The 18952-nt window shown below is 35.3% G+C and carries 14 protein-coding genes; 8 read left to right on the top strand and 6 right to left on the bottom strand.

The window, feature by feature from the left end:
• Positions 1-112 precede the first annotated feature (112 nt).
• Both porV and porU read right to left on the bottom strand, forming a co-directional pair.
• Positions 113-1273 carry a type IX secretion system outer membrane channel protein PorV gene (gene porV, locus LNP04_RS16425; RefSeq protein WP_229983978.1) on the bottom strand — a complete coding sequence of 387 codons (1161 nt, stop codon included), beginning with the start codon at positions 1271-1273 and terminating at the stop codon, positions 113-115.
• A 56-nt stretch (positions 1274-1329) separates the two neighbouring features.
• Positions 1330-5226 (bottom strand): type IX secretion system sortase PorU, encoded by a 3897-nt coding sequence (gene porU, locus LNP04_RS16430; protein ID WP_229983979.1) that lies wholly within the window; start codon positions 5224-5226, stop codon positions 1330-1332.
• A gap of 165 nt (positions 5227-5391) precedes the next feature.
• On the opposite strand from porU, the gene gldJ reads away from it, so the two are divergent.
• Together gldJ and murF are read left to right on the top strand one after the other, a co-directional pair.
• Positions 5392-6993, top strand: coding sequence for a gliding motility lipoprotein GldJ (gldJ, locus tag LNP04_RS16435; protein WP_229983980.1), 1602 nt, complete (start codon positions 5392-5394; stop codon positions 6991-6993).
• Positions 6994-7054: 61 nt separating this feature from the next.
• Positions 7055-8326 (top strand): UDP-N-acetylmuramoyl-tripeptide--D-alanyl-D-alanine ligase, encoded by a 1272-nt coding sequence (gene murF, locus LNP04_RS16440; protein ID WP_229983981.1) that lies wholly within the window; start codon positions 7055-7057, stop codon positions 8324-8326.
• Here the strand turns inward: murF and LNP04_RS16445 are convergent.
• Positions 8319-8930, bottom strand: coding sequence for an NUDIX hydrolase (locus LNP04_RS16445; RefSeq protein ID WP_272492163.1), 612 nt, complete (start codon positions 8928-8930; stop codon positions 8319-8321). The two genes, murF and LNP04_RS16445, sit on opposite strands and share 8 nt — an antisense overlap.
• A 30-nt stretch (positions 8931-8960) precedes the next feature.
• On the opposite strand from LNP04_RS16445, the gene LNP04_RS16450 reads away from it, so the two are divergent.
• Positions 8961-9350: an SRPBCC family protein gene (locus tag LNP04_RS16450; protein ID WP_129536387.1), complete on the top strand. Its 390-nt coding sequence runs from the start codon at positions 8961-8963 to the stop codon at positions 9348-9350.
• 29 nt (positions 9351-9379) lie between these two features.
• Here LNP04_RS16450 and LNP04_RS16455 read toward each other — a convergent pair whose 3' ends face one another.
• Genes LNP04_RS16455 through LNP04_RS16465 form a run of 3 tightly spaced genes read right to left on the bottom strand, consistent with a single transcriptional unit; the run spans position 9380 to position 12311 of the window.
• Positions 9380-10426, bottom strand: a complete 1047-nt coding sequence (locus tag LNP04_RS16455) for an anhydro-N-acetylmuramic acid kinase (protein WP_229983982.1) — start codon at positions 10424-10426, stop codon at positions 9380-9382.
• 12 nt (positions 10427-10438) lie between these two features.
• Complete coding sequence (gene lptC / locus LNP04_RS16460) at positions 10439-11032, bottom strand: LPS export ABC transporter periplasmic protein LptC (RefSeq protein WP_229983983.1); 594 nt, start codon at positions 11030-11032, stop codon at positions 10439-10441.
• Between the two features lies 1 nt (position 11033).
• The gene (locus tag LNP04_RS16465; protein WP_229983984.1) at positions 11034-12311 is read right to left on the bottom strand and encodes a hypothetical protein; all 1278 of its coding nucleotides are present in this window, start codon (positions 12309-12311) and stop codon (positions 11034-11036) included.
• A 221-nt stretch (positions 12312-12532) separates the two neighbouring features.
• Here LNP04_RS16465 and LNP04_RS16470 point away from each other — a divergent pair, with 221 nt between their 5' ends.
• The 5 genes from LNP04_RS16470 to LNP04_RS16490 all read left to right on the top strand — a co-directional run bounded on the left by LNP04_RS16470 (position 12533) and on the right by LNP04_RS16490 (position 18911).
• Entirely contained in the window at positions 12533-13651 is a 1119-nt protein-coding gene (locus tag LNP04_RS16470; protein ID WP_229983985.1) for a DNA polymerase III subunit delta', read from the top strand.
• Between the two features lie 254 nt (positions 13652-13905).
• Complete coding sequence (locus LNP04_RS16475; RefSeq protein ID WP_229983986.1) at positions 13906-14532, top strand: TetR/AcrR family transcriptional regulator; 627 nt, start codon at positions 13906-13908, stop codon at positions 14530-14532.
• Positions 14516-15829: a TolC family protein gene (locus LNP04_RS16480; RefSeq protein WP_229983987.1), complete on the top strand. Its 1314-nt coding sequence runs from the start codon at positions 14516-14518 to the stop codon at positions 15827-15829. The genes LNP04_RS16475 and LNP04_RS16480 overlap by 17 nt, the downstream gene beginning before the upstream one ends.
• A 19-nt stretch (positions 15830-15848) precedes the next feature.
• On the top strand, positions 15849-16952 hold the full coding sequence (locus tag LNP04_RS16485) for an HlyD family secretion protein (RefSeq protein ID WP_229983988.1): 1104 nt from the start codon (positions 15849-15851) through the stop codon (positions 16950-16952).
• Between the two features lie 381 nt (positions 16953-17333).
• Positions 17334-18911 (top strand): DHA2 family efflux MFS transporter permease subunit, encoded by a 1578-nt coding sequence (locus tag LNP04_RS16490; protein ID WP_229983989.1) that lies wholly within the window; start codon positions 17334-17336, stop codon positions 18909-18911.
• The last annotated feature ends 41 nt before the right edge of the window (positions 18912-18952 follow it).

The raw sequence follows: 18952 nt of genomic DNA on the forward strand, positions 1-18952 counted from the left end.
GAAGAAAATAAATTGATGATTAGATTTAAATTTTTTGCATAAAAAAAGTCTCATGAAGCATGAGACTTTTTAAGTTTTACCGATAGTGAATTTACTATTGATTGTATGTTTCTTAATAATCTACATTAGAAGTTTCTTCACCGATGTTCCAGGTAAGACCGAAACGCAGGGTGTTATCTAAAGCGGTATTGATTTTAGACATATTGATAAGGTATGAAATATCTAATCCGAAAGAACGGTATTTTAAACCGATACCTGCAGTAGCAAACTGTCTTGCTCCCTGCACTTCACTTTCGTGGAAATAGCCTCCTCTTACCGCAAATGCATTGTCATAAGAATATTCTAAAGCACCACTGTACATGATTGATTCAGGATTTTTGAAAGATTTCCCGATTCCAGACATTACACCAACATTTGGTACTGCATACTGAGGAATTCCTCTTGGGTCGTTTCCAATAAATTCAGATCCAGGTACCAATATTTTTGAACCTTCAACGCTCAATCCAACTCTGTTTACATCATCCAGATACATATCATAACCAATACCTAATCTAGCCATTGTCGGAAGATAAGACCTTGATTCTTCGTTTCCTGTATAGTCTAATTTTGGACCTAAGTTGGTTACTGCAAAACCTGCATTCAATTTACCATCATAACCTCCAAAACTTGAAAATTTAGGAGAAGTATAGTATCCTGAAACGTCAACGGCAAAGCTATTTGCTGGTTTCAATGTAGTATCTGTGTTGAATCCACCGGCCAAATCTGACCGAATAAATCTACCTGTAACTGCCATTGAGTATGAATCAGAAAGCTTCAGACCGTATGCAACATCAATTGAGAATTCGTTTGGCTTAGAGGTACCGTTAGAAGTAACGTCATTACCTACCAATGAAGTAAGGTCTACCTCACCCATATTGAAATAATAAATACTTGCTGATATCGTAGATCTTTCTTCCTGACCTAAGAATTTATGGAATGCTCCATACAGTAAAAATACATCATTAGTAAGTTTTCCCATGTATGGTGTATAGTTGATACCCACAGAAGAACTTGTTCTGCTAAAAGGATATTTTGCTGCATTCCAGAATTGAGAAAAAGCATCCGGGGAAGTAACGACCCCTTGGTCTCCCATACCTCCTGATCTTGCATCTGGTGCAATTCTCAAGAATGGAGCTCCGGTTAATACAGGTCTTACCTGATTCAAATCTTGCGCATAGCCTATAAACCCAGCACTCAAACCAATCCCCAAAAGCAATTTAGTAGTTAAATTCATATGTTGTCTTTTATATATTATCAGTTTTTTATTGATATTCTTAATTGTTTATTATTTTACTTCAAAAGTACCATTTTTTCTACAGCTGTAGCACTTCCTTTGCATTTTTCTTGATTTTGACTTTTTGCAAATATCTTAAAAATATACGTACCTTTTGCTACGGTATCACCAAAATCATCTTTTCCGTCCCATTCTATTGCCTGACGAGGTGTTCTGAAGCCCTGTAGGAACGGTTCTGCAACTACTGGCTGACTCAAAGTTCTTACTAATTTTCCTGTAATAGTATAGATTTGAACGTTTACATCTAAAATATCATCGCAATTATGCTCAAAGTGAATGTATGTTTTGTTTGTAAAAGGATTTGGCCAGTTTAATGGTCTGTTGATCACCAAGTGCTGATCTGCCTCATCTTTAACTTCAAAGTTTAACGTTTCAGTTGTCGAATTATTGTTTATGTCCCAAACTTTAAATGTCAACTGATGTTGTCCTATCGCTAAATTTCTAAAAGGGTAAGATACATTCCCTTTTTGATAATCTGCTAAGCCCGGATTAAGACATCCATTTCCTTCCCCTGAAGCAAAGAAATCATTTAAAACGATGGTATTTATAATTTGACCGTCCAAATATACAGTAATATCGTGACCAATACCAGAACCTGTAGAATTTATTCCTGTGTCGTCAGTTACACATGCAAGAAGCATTGGGTTTTGGTCTGTAATTCCTCCATTTGCAAAGTTTGTATTGTTCATATACAACTTTACTCTTGGCGGTTCGTTATCGTTGATTCCATTAGGGTTGATATCACCTACCTGAACCGATTGATTGTTGAACACGTCAATAGATTTATTATCAGCATATCCTAATAATCTTCCTTCACCAACTGCATAATTGATATCTTTCGGAACATAAAATTCTACGGTGAATACTCCGTTTACAGCAGTTCCGGAAGCTTTTACAATAGCACTTCCTTCTTCTGTATATTGTAAAACAGGAGTTAAACCTCCATCATTATTTAATGTTGTTTTATTTAATCTTTTATCAAAGATATTGATCACCACTCTTCCGTTGAATGTCGTGTTTGTAGAACCATTGGAATTATTAATGTGCCCTGTAATTTTTACAAAATCTAATCCTCTGATTAACCCTGGAACTGGCGTTTCAATATTATCAATCACTAATAATCTTTGAGGTCTGCTTAATTTCATTGCAGGATCTCCCAATAGATTTACTTTTAAGTGGTTGGGATCTGAACCTCTTAGTTTTTTAGCATTTAGATGGGCATCACCAAGTGGTATGAAATCATCATTCACTAATTTGAAGATGTCTTTCGTATAAAGATTGGTGAAATCAACTCCATATCCTACACCCACTGCACGGCTAGAAGTAATCATTGCAGCAGCACCTCCTTGCTTTAATTTTAATAATTGTTCTCCTGCAGATGCTGTTGCTGGTTCATCCCAAAGTGTAAATTCACAAGTAATTGTAGAGACAAATGGAAATCTGCTGTACACATTTGAGAAATTATTTGCATTTTGAATTTCATTTAAGGTAAAAACTCTTTCCTGAGTCCAACCATTGATACCACCATGTCCGAAATAGAAAAGGTACAGGCTGTTTCCTAAGTCGTTTGAAATCGCTTGGTTTACTTGCGGATATCTTTGTCCACCAGCAGAACTCTGTGCTTGGAATGCATCTAAATATAATTTTCTAACGTTGTATTCCTTAAGCAAATTACTTAATGGTAACTCAAATGTACTTGCCAAAGTATTATTCATTACGTTATGGAAGGGTGGTCCACCATCATTGTCATCATCTACAACGAAGTCTAGTTTCATCCTCCATTCTCCAAAAGGAGTTGACTGGCCAGATAATGAATTATAATACGCCAATGTTTTATCCATCATACTAGCTGCTTCCGAAGGATTTGCTGCAGGAATTCTCCCCACGGGAAGATCTGGTAGATTATTTGAGAGAAATGACGAAGTTTGTGGCTTGGTCATTACAATATAATCGTCAGTAACAAAAGAGCTGATAAAATCTGCTGATTCTTCACTCTCATAACTAGAAACTACATTAGAGTTATTTGCAATTCTGTTTTTGTAATCATAAGATCCATCACCTAAAATGAAAACATATTTTAAACTTCCGAGTGGCGTGTTTAGTTTGGTTACAAAATCTCTTATTGCGGTAAGATCTCTGCTTCCGCTTCCAAATTCGTTATAAATTTTAGCAGCATCTATAATTTGTACAGAATAGTTGTTTTTTGTCTGATGATAATTTGCTAATCTCTGAGCTTGAGACATCATCTCAGGGGTTGTGATAATCAAATAGTCTACATTTTGTAAAGCAGAAAGATTCTGATTATTTATTCTTTCAACAAATTGTGGCGAAAAGGCAGCATCAGCTCGGAAAGCAACAAATTCATTATTAAAAGAAGTGTTTGAACTGTTGTAAGCAAAGTTAAAAGCTCCCGTTCCTGCAGCTTTGTTTACTCTTCTGTTTGCATTGGTGATATCTGTAACGTCCCAAACTTGTTCTACATTATTTGCTGTAGAGATGCTGAAACCATAGTTTGTATTAGAGCCACTCAGTAAAGAATAATCACGGAAGCTCATTTGAGTTCCGTTAAATTTTAAATCTTCTTTATATTGTACTTCTACATAGTCTAAATAAAAGGTTCCGTTAGGATTAGTTGCAATATTTGGAGTGTATTTAAAGCTGATTTGGTTTCCACTTAAATTAGAAATTGTACCGGTATATCTCAGAGGGAAAAAATCATAAACATAATTTGATCCGTTGGGTGGCACACTTATCGTCGAAGGATTTTGATTATTGATAGTGAAACCCACATTGTTTTGCTGAGATTTGAAACCAATAACTTGCGTTCTGTAGCGAATAATATCACCTCCCTGAATGGGTGAGTTTAAATTGAAAGTAATTGTTTTTTCAGTAGAAAAAGGTTGATCTTCTACCCAAATTCTTCCTACTTTTAATAAGTTTCTCTGATCTGTATTGATAACCTGATAATCATCGTATCTGGTAATTAGCGGTGTCGTTGGTAAATTCAAGTCAACATTCTGAACTCTTTTTCCTGCGCCTTTATCATGGTTAATATAATAATAAGAAAAATCTTCATAAATATTTTTTACATTTTCGCTACGGTCATTTCTTGTGTCATTTCTTTTGATACCATTACCATTTGCGGTATTGTATAAATTATAACCGTTTGGCCCTTGTGCATAAAATAAAGCATAGTCACCATCATTCCAGACACCATCATCTTCACCTACAACCTGAATTGAGTTTTCCTGAAGTGCGCTGTATTTTACATCCTGATTATATTCCGGAAGCATAATTCCTCCGTTACCGTAGATTCTGAAGTTCTTAGGATTTACATTCGCAGGATTAATTCCTATATCTCTTAAAAACTGAGCAGTGATTTTAAAAATTCCTGATTTATCGACTTTGATTTTATAAAAACTGCCTGCTGATAAAGGGTTTACAGTGGTTCCTACTTTTAAAGCACTAAAGTTGACAGGCGTTGCGGAAGGTGAGAGTTCAAAAGATGAAAGTCTTTGTACTCTTCCTTTTACATTTTTAAATAATCCGACGTTGATATTAGCATATCTTTCCCCCTCGATATACGTGTAATTGATATCAGCAATGTCGTAATCAGGTAGAAGATCTTTGTTGATATCGAATAAATCTCTATTTGAAACTGCTTCCCAAACTAGATTAGAAACTTTCAGTTGATTTTCACCAATTTTTTGCTTGTTTTGGATAAAAATATTATTTTGGCTGAAAGAAAAACCTTCATTTTTAAAATTTGGAAGATTCTTTTTTACATCGCCGAAATCTTCGATTTTTGCTCCATCCCATTCTATGGAGATTCGTTGAGCCCAAGTCGTTGATATAAAAGCGAATAGAAAGAATAGAGTCGTTTTTAGTCTCATGTTAGTTTTTGAAATTTCTAAATTACAAAATAAATGAAAATTTTAGAATTAAACAGTGATACAATAAAATTAATTTGTTAACGTTTTCAAAAAAAATCAAATCTTTACTTGATTTATTGAATAATTTATTTTTTCTTTGTACTTTGAATAATATTTATATCGACTATGAAAAAACTAAAGTTGTTTTCATTAATAGCATTAAGTTCTACACTTGCATTAACCAGCTGTGGAGGGTCCGGTACTAGCAAAGGAGGCGGTACTAAAAAATTTGTCAGCAAGACAGGTTGGAAACCAAACGAAAAACAAGGTTGGTTTTTTGCAGGAAAGCAACAAAAGCAGAAGGGTTGGCCAGGAATGGTATATGTTGAAGGTGGAACTTTTACCATGGGATTAGTGAAAGATGATGTAATGCACGATTGGAATAACTCGCCTCGCAGAATGCAGGTAAGTTCTTTCTTTATCGGTGAAACAGAAATTACTAACTACGAATACCGCGAATACCTTACATGGTTGAAGTATGTATTCCCACCTAGTGATCCAAGTTTTAAGGAAATCTACAACGGTGCGTTGCCTGATACTTTATTATGGGATAACAAATTATCTAGAAATGATCTTAATGAAACGTATTTCAGAGATCAGAACTATGATTACTATCCGGTAGTAGGTGTTTCTTGGACACAAGCAAACAGATACTGTGAATGGTTGACAGATAGAGCAAACGAAAAGGCTTTAATGCAAGCTGGTATTATTGCAAAAGATTTGTACATCAACGAATCTAATAACCAAGGTGGAACTGCATTCAATATGGATAAATTCAAATCGAATGATCCTGAAATGCAAGGGTACATCAACGAGCAAAGATTAGCGCAAAAATCTGGTATGAAAACTACCAACCAAAGATTATTGGCTGCTAACAGATCTCCTAGCTCAGCAATGGTTACCAAGTTCAGACTTCCAACAGAAGTAGAATGGGAGTACGCTGCTCTTGGAATGGAGAAAAACAGAGAATACAATAGCTATACAGAAAAGAAACCAGAAATCGATATGCTTAGAGGTACTAAGGGTAAAGATAGAGGGATGATTTTAGCTAACTTCAAGCAAGGTAGAGGTGATTATTCTGGACCTGCAGGCTGGAAAAATGATGGTGCTGCTCAAACTTCTGATGTAAGACAATTTCCTTCAAATAATATCGGTATCTATGGTATGGTTGGAAACGTGTCTGAATGGACAGCTGACGTTTACAGACCAATCATTGATGAAGATGCAAGCGACTTCAATTATTACAGAGGTAACGTGCCTCAGGCTATCGTAAGAAACGGAGACGGAACTTACAAAATGGTAGACGAGGGTACAATTAAATATGATACTTTAGCTGACGGTAGACTGGTTTACAAAAACCTACCGGGTCAATTTGAAAGAGAAACAATCGCTGATTACAGAAACTATAGAGATGGTGACAGAATGTCTTCATTAGAATATAGAAATGCCAGTGATTCTGCTTCTTCTTTCAACATGTACAATGCTCCTACATCAAGATTTGTAGTTGACGGAAACGGTAAAGTAATTTTACAAAAAGATACTAAAGAAAGAACATCTGCTATGACTAATGATATTAGAGTAGTAAAAGGTGGTTCTTGGCAAGATTCAGCATATTGGTTGGATCCGGGACAGAGAAGATACAAAACCCAGAATTCTGGTTATGGTTGGATTGGTTTCCGTGTAGCTCAAGATGCTAGAGTTAGCGATAAAGCTAGAACAAGAAGATAATATTTCAAAATACTTATAAAAAACCTCTCGAATTTTCGGGAGGTTTTTTTATTTTTGACACATGAACATAGAACAGTTTTATCCATTATATTTAAAAGCTGAAAAAGTAACAATTGACAGCAGAAAAATCAGTACCAATGATATTTTCTTCGCTTTCTCCGGAGAAAATTTCAATGCTGCAAGCTTAGCCGAAAAAGCAATGAATGATGGAGCTTTAGCAGCAATTGTTGAAGATGAAAATTTTGAAAATACAGAAAAGAATATATTCTTTGTACCATCAACTTTGGAATTTCTTCAAAACTTGGCGGTACATCACAGAAATCAATTACAAATTCCTATTATTGGGCTTACGGGAAGTAATGGTAAAACGACAACGAAAGAGCTTATTCATGCGGTGCTTTCTCAAAAATACAACGTTCAATATACTTTCGGAAATTTAAATAATCACATTGGCGTTCCACTTACCATTTTATCGATAAAGCCTGAGCATGAAATGGCAGTTATTGAAATGGGTGCCAATCATCAGAAAGAAATTGAGATGCTTTGTACCTTAGCACAGCCAAACTTCGGATACATTACCAATTTTGGGAAAGCTCATTTAGAAGGTTTTGGAGGTTTTGAAGGAGTTATAAAAGGAAAATCTGAGCTTTATGATTACCTTAAGAATAATCAGCAAACTATTTTGGTTAACGAAAATGATCAGATTCAGGTTGAAAAGACTTCAGATTATCAATCTAAAATAACTTTTGGGAAGCGAACTTCAGATTATTTCTTTGAAATATTTTCAAATGATCACTTCGTTGGGTTAGATTATCAGGATACAAAGGCTTTGTCACAACTTACCGGCGATTATAATTTTACCAATCTTTGTGCTGCTGCAAGTTTCGGACTTCATTTCGGAATAGAAATCAATCAGATAAAAGATGCTATACAAGCTTATACGCCAACCAATATGCGTTCTCAGGTGGTGAAAAAGAATGATAAAACTTTAGTTTTAGATACTTACAATGCCAATCCGAGTTCGATGACAGCTTCTCTTTATAATTTCATCACTTTTGAAGGGACTAAAACGATTGTTATCGGTGATATGCTTGAGTTGGGTGAAGAAAGTGTTGTAGAGCATATCAATATTCTCAAAACGGCCCACGATTTAGGTTTTAACGAAATTATTACCGTGGGGAAACATTTTAAAGCAGTTAATGATTCATCAAAATCTTTTGAAAATACTGCTGAGTTGATAGAATACCTCAGTTCAAACAAAATTCAGTCAGAAAATGTTTTGTTAAAGGCTTCACGAGGAATTTCTTTAGAAAAAGCGATTGACTTTATTTAGTTTTCGTTTCCCAGAATTCTTTAATAATCAATTTAATATTTTTGAATGTGCTTGGAAAGACTTCCGCTTCAATCTGCGAGGTGTTTTTCCAGGCAACTTCTGTGATACCTTCTTCCAATTGTGGTTTTGATGTATCTTCACCATCGAAGTTCATTTCAAACCAATGCGTGTATTTTAGAACTCTGTCACCATTTCTTTCAATATAAATATGGTAAGTGGTGTTAATGAAATCTAAAAGTTCCACGTTTTGTAAACTGGTTTCTTCCTCAATTTCACGCACGGCCGATTCTTCACGAGATTCACCTTTTTCCATTTTACCTTTTGGCAAATCCCACTTTCCTAATCTTTTGATGAAAAGGATATCTCCATTTGGTCTGTTGACAATGCCGCCCGCAGCTTCAATGATTCTGAAAAGTTTTTTAAATTCTTTCCAAATTTCGTCAATCTGTTCTCCGTAAACATTCAGTTCTTTCACCGAAGTATTTTGAAGAAGGTCAAGTGCAATCTCTAAAGTTGTGAAACTTTCATATTTCAGAGTTTTTTCTAAGGCTTCAGACTGCTTAGAGAGTAATAATTTTTTTTCGTTCACAAAAACTTTATACATTTGTAGGAATTTAAATACAAAAATAAAAAAATGAATTTAGAAGGACGAAAAATTGTTGTCAATAAATCATCTAAAGAGTTATCTGAGTTGCTAAAAACACCGGAAAATTACAAAGATTTTATGCCAGACGGTCTTCAGAAGTTTGAAAGCAGAGAAGATGGGTTCAAATTCGGACTTCAGGGCATGCCCGAAATCGCTTTAAAGATTGACGAAGTGACCGAAGAAAAGGCAGTTTTGAAATCTGCAAGTTCAAGTTTAGATTTTACATTGCTGGCAACTTTAAAAGCGCTGAATGAAAATCAGACAGAGGTTCAGATGCTTTTTGAAGGAAAATTCAATCCTTTCATCAAAATGATGGTTGAGAAACCGCTTCAGAATTTTATCAATACCTTAACGGATAAGATTGAGGCTTATAAATAAGATCAAAACCTTCAGAAATGAAGGTTTTTTTATGCAACAACACCTGAACTATGATCATTGCTGCTTCCTGTTGCAGAAGAGAGAATATTAATTTCATTATTGATTCTTAAAACTCCCATAAAGGCAAAAATCAAAGCTTCTTTAAAATCGATAATTTCTTTTCCAGGAATAATGATTTTTGACTTTGTTTTTGCTCTAATTTTTTCAATTAAATAAGTATTATAAGTTCCGCCGCCAGTAAATAGAACTTTCTTTAATTGATATTGATTGAGAACTATTGAGATTTGTTCTGCCGCATGTTCTGTAAATGTTGCTAAAATATCTTTTGAATCTAAACCTTCAAATAATGGAAATACATTTTCGTAACACCATTCAATTCCTAGGGATTTGGGATGAGATTGGTGGTAAAATTCCAATGAATGAAGTTTGTTCAGTAATTCGGCATCTATTTTTCCTTGCTTCGCTAAATCTCCGTTTACATCGAAATTCTGATTGAGGTTTTGAGCTAATTTATTTAAAACAATATTAACGGGAGCGATATCGAAAGCGATTCTTTTGTCATTTAATTTTAATGAAATGTTAGAAAATCCTCCCAGATTCAAGCACGCATCATATTCTGAAAATAGGAACTCGTCGCCAATCGGAACTAAAGGTGCTCCATTTCCACCCATTAAAACATCCTTAGAGCGAAAATCGTAAACTACCGGTAAACCAGTTTCAATTTTAATTGCCCGTCCGTCACCAATCTGCAAAGTGAATTTCTTCTTAGGCTGATGAAATACGGTATGACCATGTGATGCAATGACATCAATGTTTTCAAGATTATATTTTTCTATAAAACTTTTTACAGCTTTTCCTAAAAAGAATCCGTATTCAGAATGAAGTTCAAGAAGCTCTTCTGCAGATAAATGGATTGAGTTTCTAAGCTTATTTTCCCATTCTTCAGAGTAGGGAAGGGTTTCGGCTTGTAGGATTTCAAATTCCCAAACAGAATTTTGTTTTTTAAACTTTGCCAGACAGATATCCAAACCGTCTAAGCTTGTTCCGGACATCAACCCAATTGCTTGAAAAATCATGATTTTAGAAATTTATTTTTTAGACTCGGCAATTTTACTCTTGCTGATATCAAGATCACCGGAATTGTTGTAGAATGTGTACTCTGAGAAATCATCTTTTGCGGTCATCCCATTTGCACCTACCAAAACAGAACCGTCTGCAGTGGTTGTATAAACAGTATCTTTCGTGTAGATTCTGTTCTTTTTTTTGTCCCAAAAAACGCTTTGTGTAGCAAACCTCTGTCCGTCACTAGTAAGGATTTTTACATCGCCTCTTGCTTCATAAAACTGCTTGTATTCGTATATTTTAGCATACTTTGCAGTGATATTTCCTGGTTTTTTAGGGTTTTTCTTATCAAAGAACTCTATTTTCATTCCCCGTCTTGCAATGGTGTAAGGACTATCAATTAATTGATACTGCTCGATGATAGGAGCTGTGGCTTTCAATGTCACAAACCCTGAATCTCTCTGAACGATTTTGGCATTATTAATGATCTGAGAAGGGAAATTCTTGCTCAGATTTTCATTTTGCTTTGTCATGTCCTCTTCGCAGGATGTGAATATAAAAAATATAGCACAACTAAAAAGGTATGCTATATTTTTATATTTATTGAAATTCAATTTCATTTTAGTTGTAAAGTTTTTTTCTAAACCATCTGTCTGCAAAATTGAATCCTACTCTTAGGTTGATAAAATTCTGATTGATCAGATTGTCTTTTACAGTTCCTCTTTTTCCAAGTTCAACCCCAATTTCAAGACCGCTCATTCTTGTGATGCTGCTGGTTTTGAATGGAAGCATTACTCCGGCAGAAACCCCAAATTTATTGATGCTATTTCCGGCAATTTCAAGATTTCCTTTTTCATAGAAAGCACCGTAACGGTAAACTATTCTTGAAAAATAACTTCTGAAGTTATTGTAGTTAGGAAGATACCAACCACCCGCAGAAACTCTGTAAGAATCATTAAAATCAAAAGTATTTCCGAAATAACTTACTGTTTCTCCTTTTTTATAATCTAACTGCGCAGATACAAACCATTGATTCTCGCTTCCATAACCTGCACCCAAGGATGCTTGTAGTGGTAAAAGATTTTTAGAACTTGTACTTTTAGATTCGATTGTAGTTTGACCTGCTTTTACATTTCCGTCAGTATAGTAATATGTGCTGTTCAGATATTCTGTAGCCATGTCACTGGTATTACCAAAAGTAGCTGTAGCACCTAAAGTCAACTTACGGTCTGTACTTGTATTTAGCTTTTGATAGCTTGTTCCTAAAGTGAAATTTAGGTTTTTGATTTTGTTTTTAGTCTCGTATCCGTTGATTAGCTCAGCGGTAGAAGTTGTGAACTCATTGGTGTCATATAAACTTCCAAAATACAAGTTGGCACGGGCACCCACTGCAAATTCAGAATTTATTTTGTAGGAAAGCGCCAGTTGCGCAGTGTTCAAAGTTCCGCTACCTGTGAAACGATTTCCGTAAACCGTTCCGTCTTCCATTGTTTCTGTGTGAACGATGTCATAACTTTTTGAACTGTATGGCTGATACAAAAGTCCCATTTTTATTTTTGAAGAAATAGGAAAAGCCAATGAGATATTAGATAAATACGTAGAATGTTTTGTAGACTTTGTATTATTATAATCAGTTTTGAAGTAATTATTTTCGTTGGTAGCTTCAAGCTTAATGCTTGTTAAATCGAAATTACTGTTATTAGCAGGGTTTCCGAAGTTGAAGTTACTGCTGAAGTCACTTATAAAAGCAGTCGAAATACCTCCCATTGAGGTAGTTTCAATCGTATTATCATATTTTACATCACCAATTCCATAAGTTGCATAGGGTGAATTGCTCAAACTCTGCGCGTTAAGGAAATACCCAACCGAAATGAATGATAGTACAAAAATTTTTTTCATTCTAGATTTTTAAAATAATGCGCAAATATCTTAAATATTAATGAATTGTAAAAATTTACTGAGGTTAAAGTTTGTTAAGTAGTTTTTATGGTGAATTGTCAATCGTGAATTGGCTTTGCCATTAATTTTTTATCATTAGTAATAAATTCACAATTCATTAGTGCAGCAAAATTCACATTTCATCAATTTCCTTTTCCATAAAAATCTTTTATCTTTGAAACATGAATTGGGAAAACATCGCCGGACAGGAAAATCTTAAAAAACTTCTTCAGGACAGCATCAGCGAAAACAGAGTGAGCCACGCCCAGCTTTTCGTCGGAAAAGAAGGGTATGGCACCATGCCGCTGGTTTTGGCCTATGCAAGAGAAATCCTAAAAGGTGAAAATGAACATGCTGCTTCTAAAGTGGAACATCTCAATCACTTAGATCTTCATTTCTGTTTTCCTGTATTTACCGACAACAAAAATTCTTTAAGTAAAAATAAATTTGATCAGTTCAGAGAGATGATTCTCGAATCGCCATACGCAAGTTATGATGATTGGACGGCTTTTTTAGATTCTGAAAACAAACAACTTTTTATTTCCGCAGACGAAATTGATGACCAAAACCAGAAGTTTGCTTTAAAAAGCTTCGAAGGTGGTACAAAAATCCTCATTGTTTGGCGTGCTGATAAAATGAATATTGCAGCTTCCAACAAGTTTTTGAAATTTCTCGAAGAACCACCTGCAAAAACCATTATTCTATTGACAGCCGAAAACGGCGACGATATTTTGCCCACGATTCTTTCGAGAACGCAGATTGTGGAAGTTCCCAGAATTGCAGATGAAGATTTAAATAATTATCTAAAAAATAAACTGAACGCTTCAGAAGATCAGGCTAAAGCTATTACTCATGAAGCGCAGGGGAATTTAAATGAAGCCATAAAACTTTTAAATTCAGAAATTAAAAATCCTGAGTTCGAAAAACTTTTCGTACAATGGGTTCGTGATGCTTTTATGGTTAAAAAGAAACCTGAATTTCTAAAAAACATCATCATTTGGGCAAGAGAAATTGCCGGATGGAACAGAGAAAAGCAAAAAAACTTTCTCAATTACGCTTCAGAAATTTTCAGATTGGCTTTATTACAGAATTATCAGTCTGAAGAGTTGGTTTACAAAAAAATCGATGCCAACGGATTTAACTGGGCTGGTTTTTCTAAATTTATCAGTGGTGCAAATATCATCAGTATTTTGGATGAAATCAACACTGCTGATTTACATTTAACCCGAAATGGGAATCCTAAAATTGTCTGGACGGATTTAGGAATAAAACTCTCACGATACATTCATAAAAATTCATAGATATGCACAGAAATTCATGCTTAGGTCTGAATTTTTCTTTTTTAATCTATTAGAGTTTCTGTGATATTCTATTCGCGCAGATTTTACTGATTAAGCAGATTTCATAGCACTTAAATTTGCTTAAAAACATCAATTTATTATTTAGATAATCAAAATCTATTTATCTGATACTCAAAATCTAAATTAAAATTCAATCAAACGTTTGATTTTTATTGAAATTCGATGTACATTTGCACCCGAAAAAACATCACATTATGATTTCAAAAGAAGAAAATATATTGTTTGCTGCCGAGAAACTCTTTGCAGAAAAGGGTTTTCCGGGAACATCAACGAGGGAGATTTCTAAAGCAGCGAACGTTAATATTTCTATGATTTCTTATTATTTCGGTTCAAAAGAAAAATTATACGAGAAATTAGTTGAGTACAGAATGAAAGAAGGCCAGTATTTTTCTAATGAAATTTTAGAACGTACAGATATCAACGAATGGGAAAAGGTAGAGAGAATCGTTGATCAGTTTGCAGGAAGAGTTCGCAATCACAAAATGTTCTTCAGAATCATGCAGAGAGAGCAGTTGTACAGCGACAATCCGCAAATTCTTGAATTTCTGAAGGAGACCAAATTGAGTTTTATCTCGATGTACTCAAAAATTCTGGAAAGTGGTTTGGAAAAAGGAATTTTCACCAAAAATCCACCGATTTATTTGCTGCATTCTACCGTGAGCGGAACATTATTTTACGCTTCCAACGCCAAACAGATGTACAAAGATTTTCTTAAAAACGATGATGACGAAAAAGTTTTTGAAGAAACTTATTTCAATGAGCTTACACAACATATAAAACATATTTTAAAAGACCTTTTAGGTTATGAAGAGAATAAATAACTCAGTTCTTGTACTCTCCCTTTTTGCAGGAATGATGTACACTAATGCTCAGGAGAAAAAACAGCTCAGCCTCGATGAAGCTGTACAGTTGGGAATCCAGAACAGTAAAAGTTTAAAAATAGATGCTGCCAAAATAGAAGAAGCAACGGCTGATCTTTTGGCTGCAAAAAACAGACAGCTTCCGGAACTGAGTGTTTCGGCAAGTTATCTTTACCTTCCGATCAAACCTACTATTGACTTAAAAATTCCTGGGGTTTCCTCTGCAGCAGGTCCGGAAGTTCATCAGGTTGCGTACGGTTCGGCAAATTTAAGCGTTCCCATTTATAGCGGTGGAAGAATAAAATACGGAATTCAGTCTGCAAAATATTTGGTGGAGGCATCAAAATTAAGCAGTGAAAACGATAAGGTTGCAATTGCTTACAACGTGGCTCAGGCTTATAATAATTTATTTAAAGCCAATCAATCCATTAAAGTATTAGAAGAAAATCTTTCTGCTTCTCAAAAAAGAGACGAGACTTTTCTTAAGCTTGAAAATAATGGAGTTATCGCAAGAAACGACCGTTTAAAGGCAAACCTTCAGACTTCAAACATTGAATTGCAATTATTGGAAGCAAAAAACAACTACAACATCGCCAATATCAATATGGATTTGTTGATTGGACTTCCGGATAACACAGAAATCGAAGTTGATCAAAATTATATCGATGAATCTGATGATGTAAAACCTGTTGATTTTTATTTAAATGAAGCAAGAGAAAACCGTAAAGATCTTCAGGCTTTAGACCAACAGAGAAAAGCGGCTGCGCTGGGAACGAAATCTGCAAAGGCAGAAAATCTTCCTTCAATAGCTTTTACGAGTGGTTATGTTGCAGCAGATATTCCAAAGTTTTTAACGATTTATAATGCAGTGAATGTTGGAGTAGGGGTTTCTTACAATTTATCAAATCTCTGGAAAGAAAACTCAGCTCTGAAACAATCTAAAGCGAGAGAAATGCAATTGTCTGCAACGAACGAATTGATGAATGACAATATTAAATTAGAAGTCAACAGAGAATATCAGAATTCAGATTATTCTAAAAAGAGAATCGCTGTTTTCGAAAAAGCTGCGGTTCAGGCGAATGAAAACTATAGAATTACAAAAAATAAATACGATAACGGTTTGGCAACGATGACCGAACTTTTAGATGCTGATGCGGCACAAATTGCAGCTAACGTCGGAGTGATTAATGCAAAAGCAGATGCAGCTTTAGCGTATAGAAAACTATTACAAACTACAGGAACTTTAACAATCAAATAAAAACAGAACGATATCCAAAATGGAAAATAACAATACTCAAATAACTGAACCTAAAAAGAAAAAAAGTTTAGTTTTCCCGATTATATTAGCGGTCATCATCGTCGTAGGTGGAATCTACGGTTACAGAACATATTCTTACGGGCAAGTTCACGAAGAAACGGATGATGCTCAAATTGCTTCTAACATGAATCCTGTAATTTCTAAAATTTCGGGCTATGTGGCAGAAGTGAAAGTAAAAGATAACCAGTTTGTGAAAAAAGGTGATACTTTGGTGATTTTAGATAATAAAGATCAGAGAATGGCTTTGGAACAAGCTCAGGCAGCTTTGTCAACAGCGAAAAGTAATATATCATCTGCGCAGTCTTCTACCAACGCTACTTCAAAAAATATCAACAGTTCGCAAGCCGCTGTAGCAACAGCTAACGCACAAATTGAAGCAGCAAAAGTGAACGTTTGGAAAACTTCTCAGGATTTAAAAAGATATTCAGTTTTAGTAAAAGATCACTCGATTACAGAGCAGCAGTATGAGCAGGCTTTAGCAGCAAAGCAATCTGCAGACAAGCAGTTGCAGGTTTTGGTAGATACTAGAAATCAAATTGCACAACAAACCGGAATTGCATCTTCACAAACTGAAGCAAGTTCGCAGCAAATTTCAGTTGCCGGTTCGGTAGCGAAACAGAGAGAAGTTGATGTGGAAAGTGCAAGATTAAATCTTTCTTACACCGTAATCACAGCTCCTGAAGATGGTTTCGTAGGGAAAGTTCCTATTCAGGCAGGACAGTTTTTGCAGGCAGGTTCTCAGTTATTCAGCTTGGTTAAAAACGATCAGAAATGGGTAATTGCCAACTTTAAAGAAACTCAGGTTGCTAAAATGGTTGAAGGACAAAAAGTGAAAATCGAGATTGATGCTTTTCCTGATACCGATTTTGAAGGCGTGGTAAGTTCATTCTCTCCTGCAACAGGTTCTACATTCTCAATTTTACCTCCTGATAACGCAAGTGGAAACTTTGTGAAAGTCGTGCAAAGACTTCCGATCAAAATTGATTTTGTGAAATTGGATCCGAATATTGCCAAAAGATTGAGAACAGGAATGAATGTGAAAGCAGAAGTTTCTTTGAAATAAGAGCCAAACTTAAGAGCCAAGTAAAAAGTAAAAGGTAAAAAGTTTTAAGACTGTTTATGAATTATTTTTTCTTACATAATATTTAAATAAGTGAATTGTCAGTTTTGTAGAGGCAAGTTGATTTTCAATGCTGAGGAATTAGATGCAGAAAGATTGCTGAGGAATTTGGAGGAGATTAATGACAGACTGGAAATGCTGGAGATTAATGTTAGATTGAAAATAATGGGATATAATCGACAACGATGTTGATTGATGATTGGCAATTCACTTTTATTATAAAAAATTCTTAAAGATGAGGAATATTGATGTTGGAGTTTGAGAGAATTTTTTTACTTAACCTCAGCTTTTACCTCAACCTTCTTTAAATACACAAATAAATTAATGCAAGATTCATTAGTAGAATATGGAGCCCGAAGAGTGATCATTACGATCACAGCGATTCTTTGTGCTTTGCTTGAAATTGTGGATTCCACGATTGTAAACGTTGCCCTCAACGAGATGAAGGGGAACATGGGAGCTACGCTTTCTGAAGTGGGGTGGGTGATTACAGCATATGCAATCGGTAACGTAATTGTAGTGCCGATGACGAGTTGGCTTTCTCAGCAGTTCGGGAGAAGAAACTACTTTGCGGCCTCTATTATTATATTTACCGTGTTCTCATTCTTATGCGGAAATGCCGATAATATCTGGGAACTGGTGTTTTTCAGACTCTGTCAAGGAATTGGGGGTGGTGCATTGCTGGTAACCTCACAAACGATTATTACCGAATCATATCCTGTTGAAAAACGAAGTATGGCTCAGGCGATCTACGGTTTGGGAGTAATTATTGGTCCGACATTGGGCCCGCCATTGGGAGGTTATATTGTTGATAATTATAGTTGGCCGTATATTTTTTATATTAATATTCCAATCGGGATTGCGGCGACTTTAATGACTTTACAGTTTGTAAAAAGTCCGAAATTCTCTGAAAAACGTAAAGCTTCAGATGTCGACTGGTTGGGGATTATGTTGTTGGCATTAACAGTAGGTTCTTTACAGTTTATCCTAGAAAGAGGTCACGAAGAAGACTGGTTTGAAAGCGGAATGATTGTTACCTTTACTACAACTGCTGTTTTAGGTTTTATCTGTTTTCTTTGGCGTGAACTGACATTTAAATACCCAATCGTAGAACTTCGGGTTTTAAAAAATGGAAATTTAAGAATAGGAACTGTCATGTCATTTGTATTAGGATTTGGTTTATATGGATCGACGTTTATTGTTCCTTTATATACTCAGAGTATTTTGGGCTGGACGGCGCTTCAGTCCGGAGCATTGATGATTCCGGCAGCTTTGACGACAGCGTTTATGATGCCGATTATCGGAAGGTTGCTTTCTAAAGGTGCAAAACAGCAGATTTTGGTTTCGTTAGGATTATTTATTTTCTTCGTTTACAGTTTTTGGGGTTATAAAATTCTGACTCCTGACACGAGCAAAGAAGCATTTTTCTGGATGCTGATTGTAAGAGGAATGGGCTTAGGCTTATTATTTATTCCAATTACGTCACTGTCATTAAGTACTTTAAAAGGACAAGAGATCGGGCAGGGAGCAGCGTTTACAGGAATGATGCGACAGTTGGGTGGTTCTTTCGGGATTGCAGCGATTACGACATTTATTGCCAACGCAAGTCAGAAATACAGGGTGAATTTAATTTCCCATCTGGATGGTGACAGCTTAGATGTTCAGCAAAGATTAGCAGGTTTAAAAGCTAATTTCATTGCGAAAGGAATGACGCCTGATAATGCGATGAATGCTGCATATAAAGTCTTAGATATGACCGTCACCAAACAAGCCACCGTACTTTCTTATATGGATGTGTTTCTATATTTGGGAATAGCCTTTCTGGTTTGTATTCCGTTTATCTTGTTCATTCGAGAACGGAAAAGCAAAGAAAAGATTGATTTAAGTGAAGCTATGCACTAAAAAATATAAACCTTTGAAATTTTCAGAGGTTTTTGTTTATT

It is taken from the genome of Chryseobacterium sp. C-71, from assembly GCF_020911865.1.
Taxonomy (GTDB): Bacteria; Bacteroidota; Bacteroidia; order Flavobacteriales; family Weeksellaceae; genus Chryseobacterium.

Excerpts from the sequence above, each read along its gene's own strand:
- LNP04_RS16465 (WP_229983984.1), bottom strand. The coding sequence starts at position 12,311 with ATGAAAAAAATTTTTGTACTATCATTCATTTCGGTTGGGTATTTCCTT.
- LNP04_RS16485 (WP_229983988.1), top strand. The coding sequence starts at position 15,849 with ATGGAAAATAACAATACTCAAATAACTGAACCTAAAAAGAAAAAAAGT.
- porV (WP_229983978.1), bottom strand. The coding sequence starts at position 1,273 with ATGAATTTAACTACTAAATTGCTTTTGGGGATTGGTTTGAGTGCTGGG.
- LNP04_RS16480 (WP_229983987.1), top strand. The coding sequence starts at position 14,516 with ATGAAGAGAATAAATAACTCAGTTCTTGTACTCTCCCTTTTTGCAGGA.
- LNP04_RS16445 (WP_272492163.1), bottom strand. The coding sequence starts at position 8,930 with ATGTATAAAGTTTTTGTGAACGAAAAAAAATTATTACTCTCTAAGCAG.
- murF (WP_229983981.1), top strand. The coding sequence starts at position 7,055 with ATGAACATAGAACAGTTTTATCCATTATATTTAAAAGCTGAAAAAGTA.
- LNP04_RS16450 (WP_129536387.1), top strand. The coding sequence starts at position 8,961 with ATGAATTTAGAAGGACGAAAAATTGTTGTCAATAAATCATCTAAAGAG.
- gldJ (WP_229983980.1), top strand. The coding sequence starts at position 5,392 with ATGAAAAAACTAAAGTTGTTTTCATTAATAGCATTAAGTTCTACACTT.
- lptC (WP_229983983.1), bottom strand. The coding sequence starts at position 11,032 with ATGAAATTGAATTTCAATAAATATAAAAATATAGCATACCTTTTTAGT.
- LNP04_RS16455 (WP_229983982.1), bottom strand. The coding sequence starts at position 10,426 with ATGATTTTTCAAGCAATTGGGTTGATGTCCGGAACAAGCTTAGACGGT.
- LNP04_RS16470 (WP_229983985.1), top strand. The coding sequence starts at position 12,533 with ATGAATTGGGAAAACATCGCCGGACAGGAAAATCTTAAAAAACTTCTT.
- LNP04_RS16490 (WP_229983989.1), top strand. The coding sequence starts at position 17,334 with ATGCAAGATTCATTAGTAGAATATGGAGCCCGAAGAGTGATCATTACG.
- porU (WP_229983979.1), bottom strand. The coding sequence starts at position 5,226 with ATGAGACTAAAAACGACTCTATTCTTTCTATTCGCTTTTATATCAACG.
- LNP04_RS16475 (WP_229983986.1), top strand. The coding sequence starts at position 13,906 with ATGATTTCAAAAGAAGAAAATATATTGTTTGCTGCCGAGAAACTCTTT.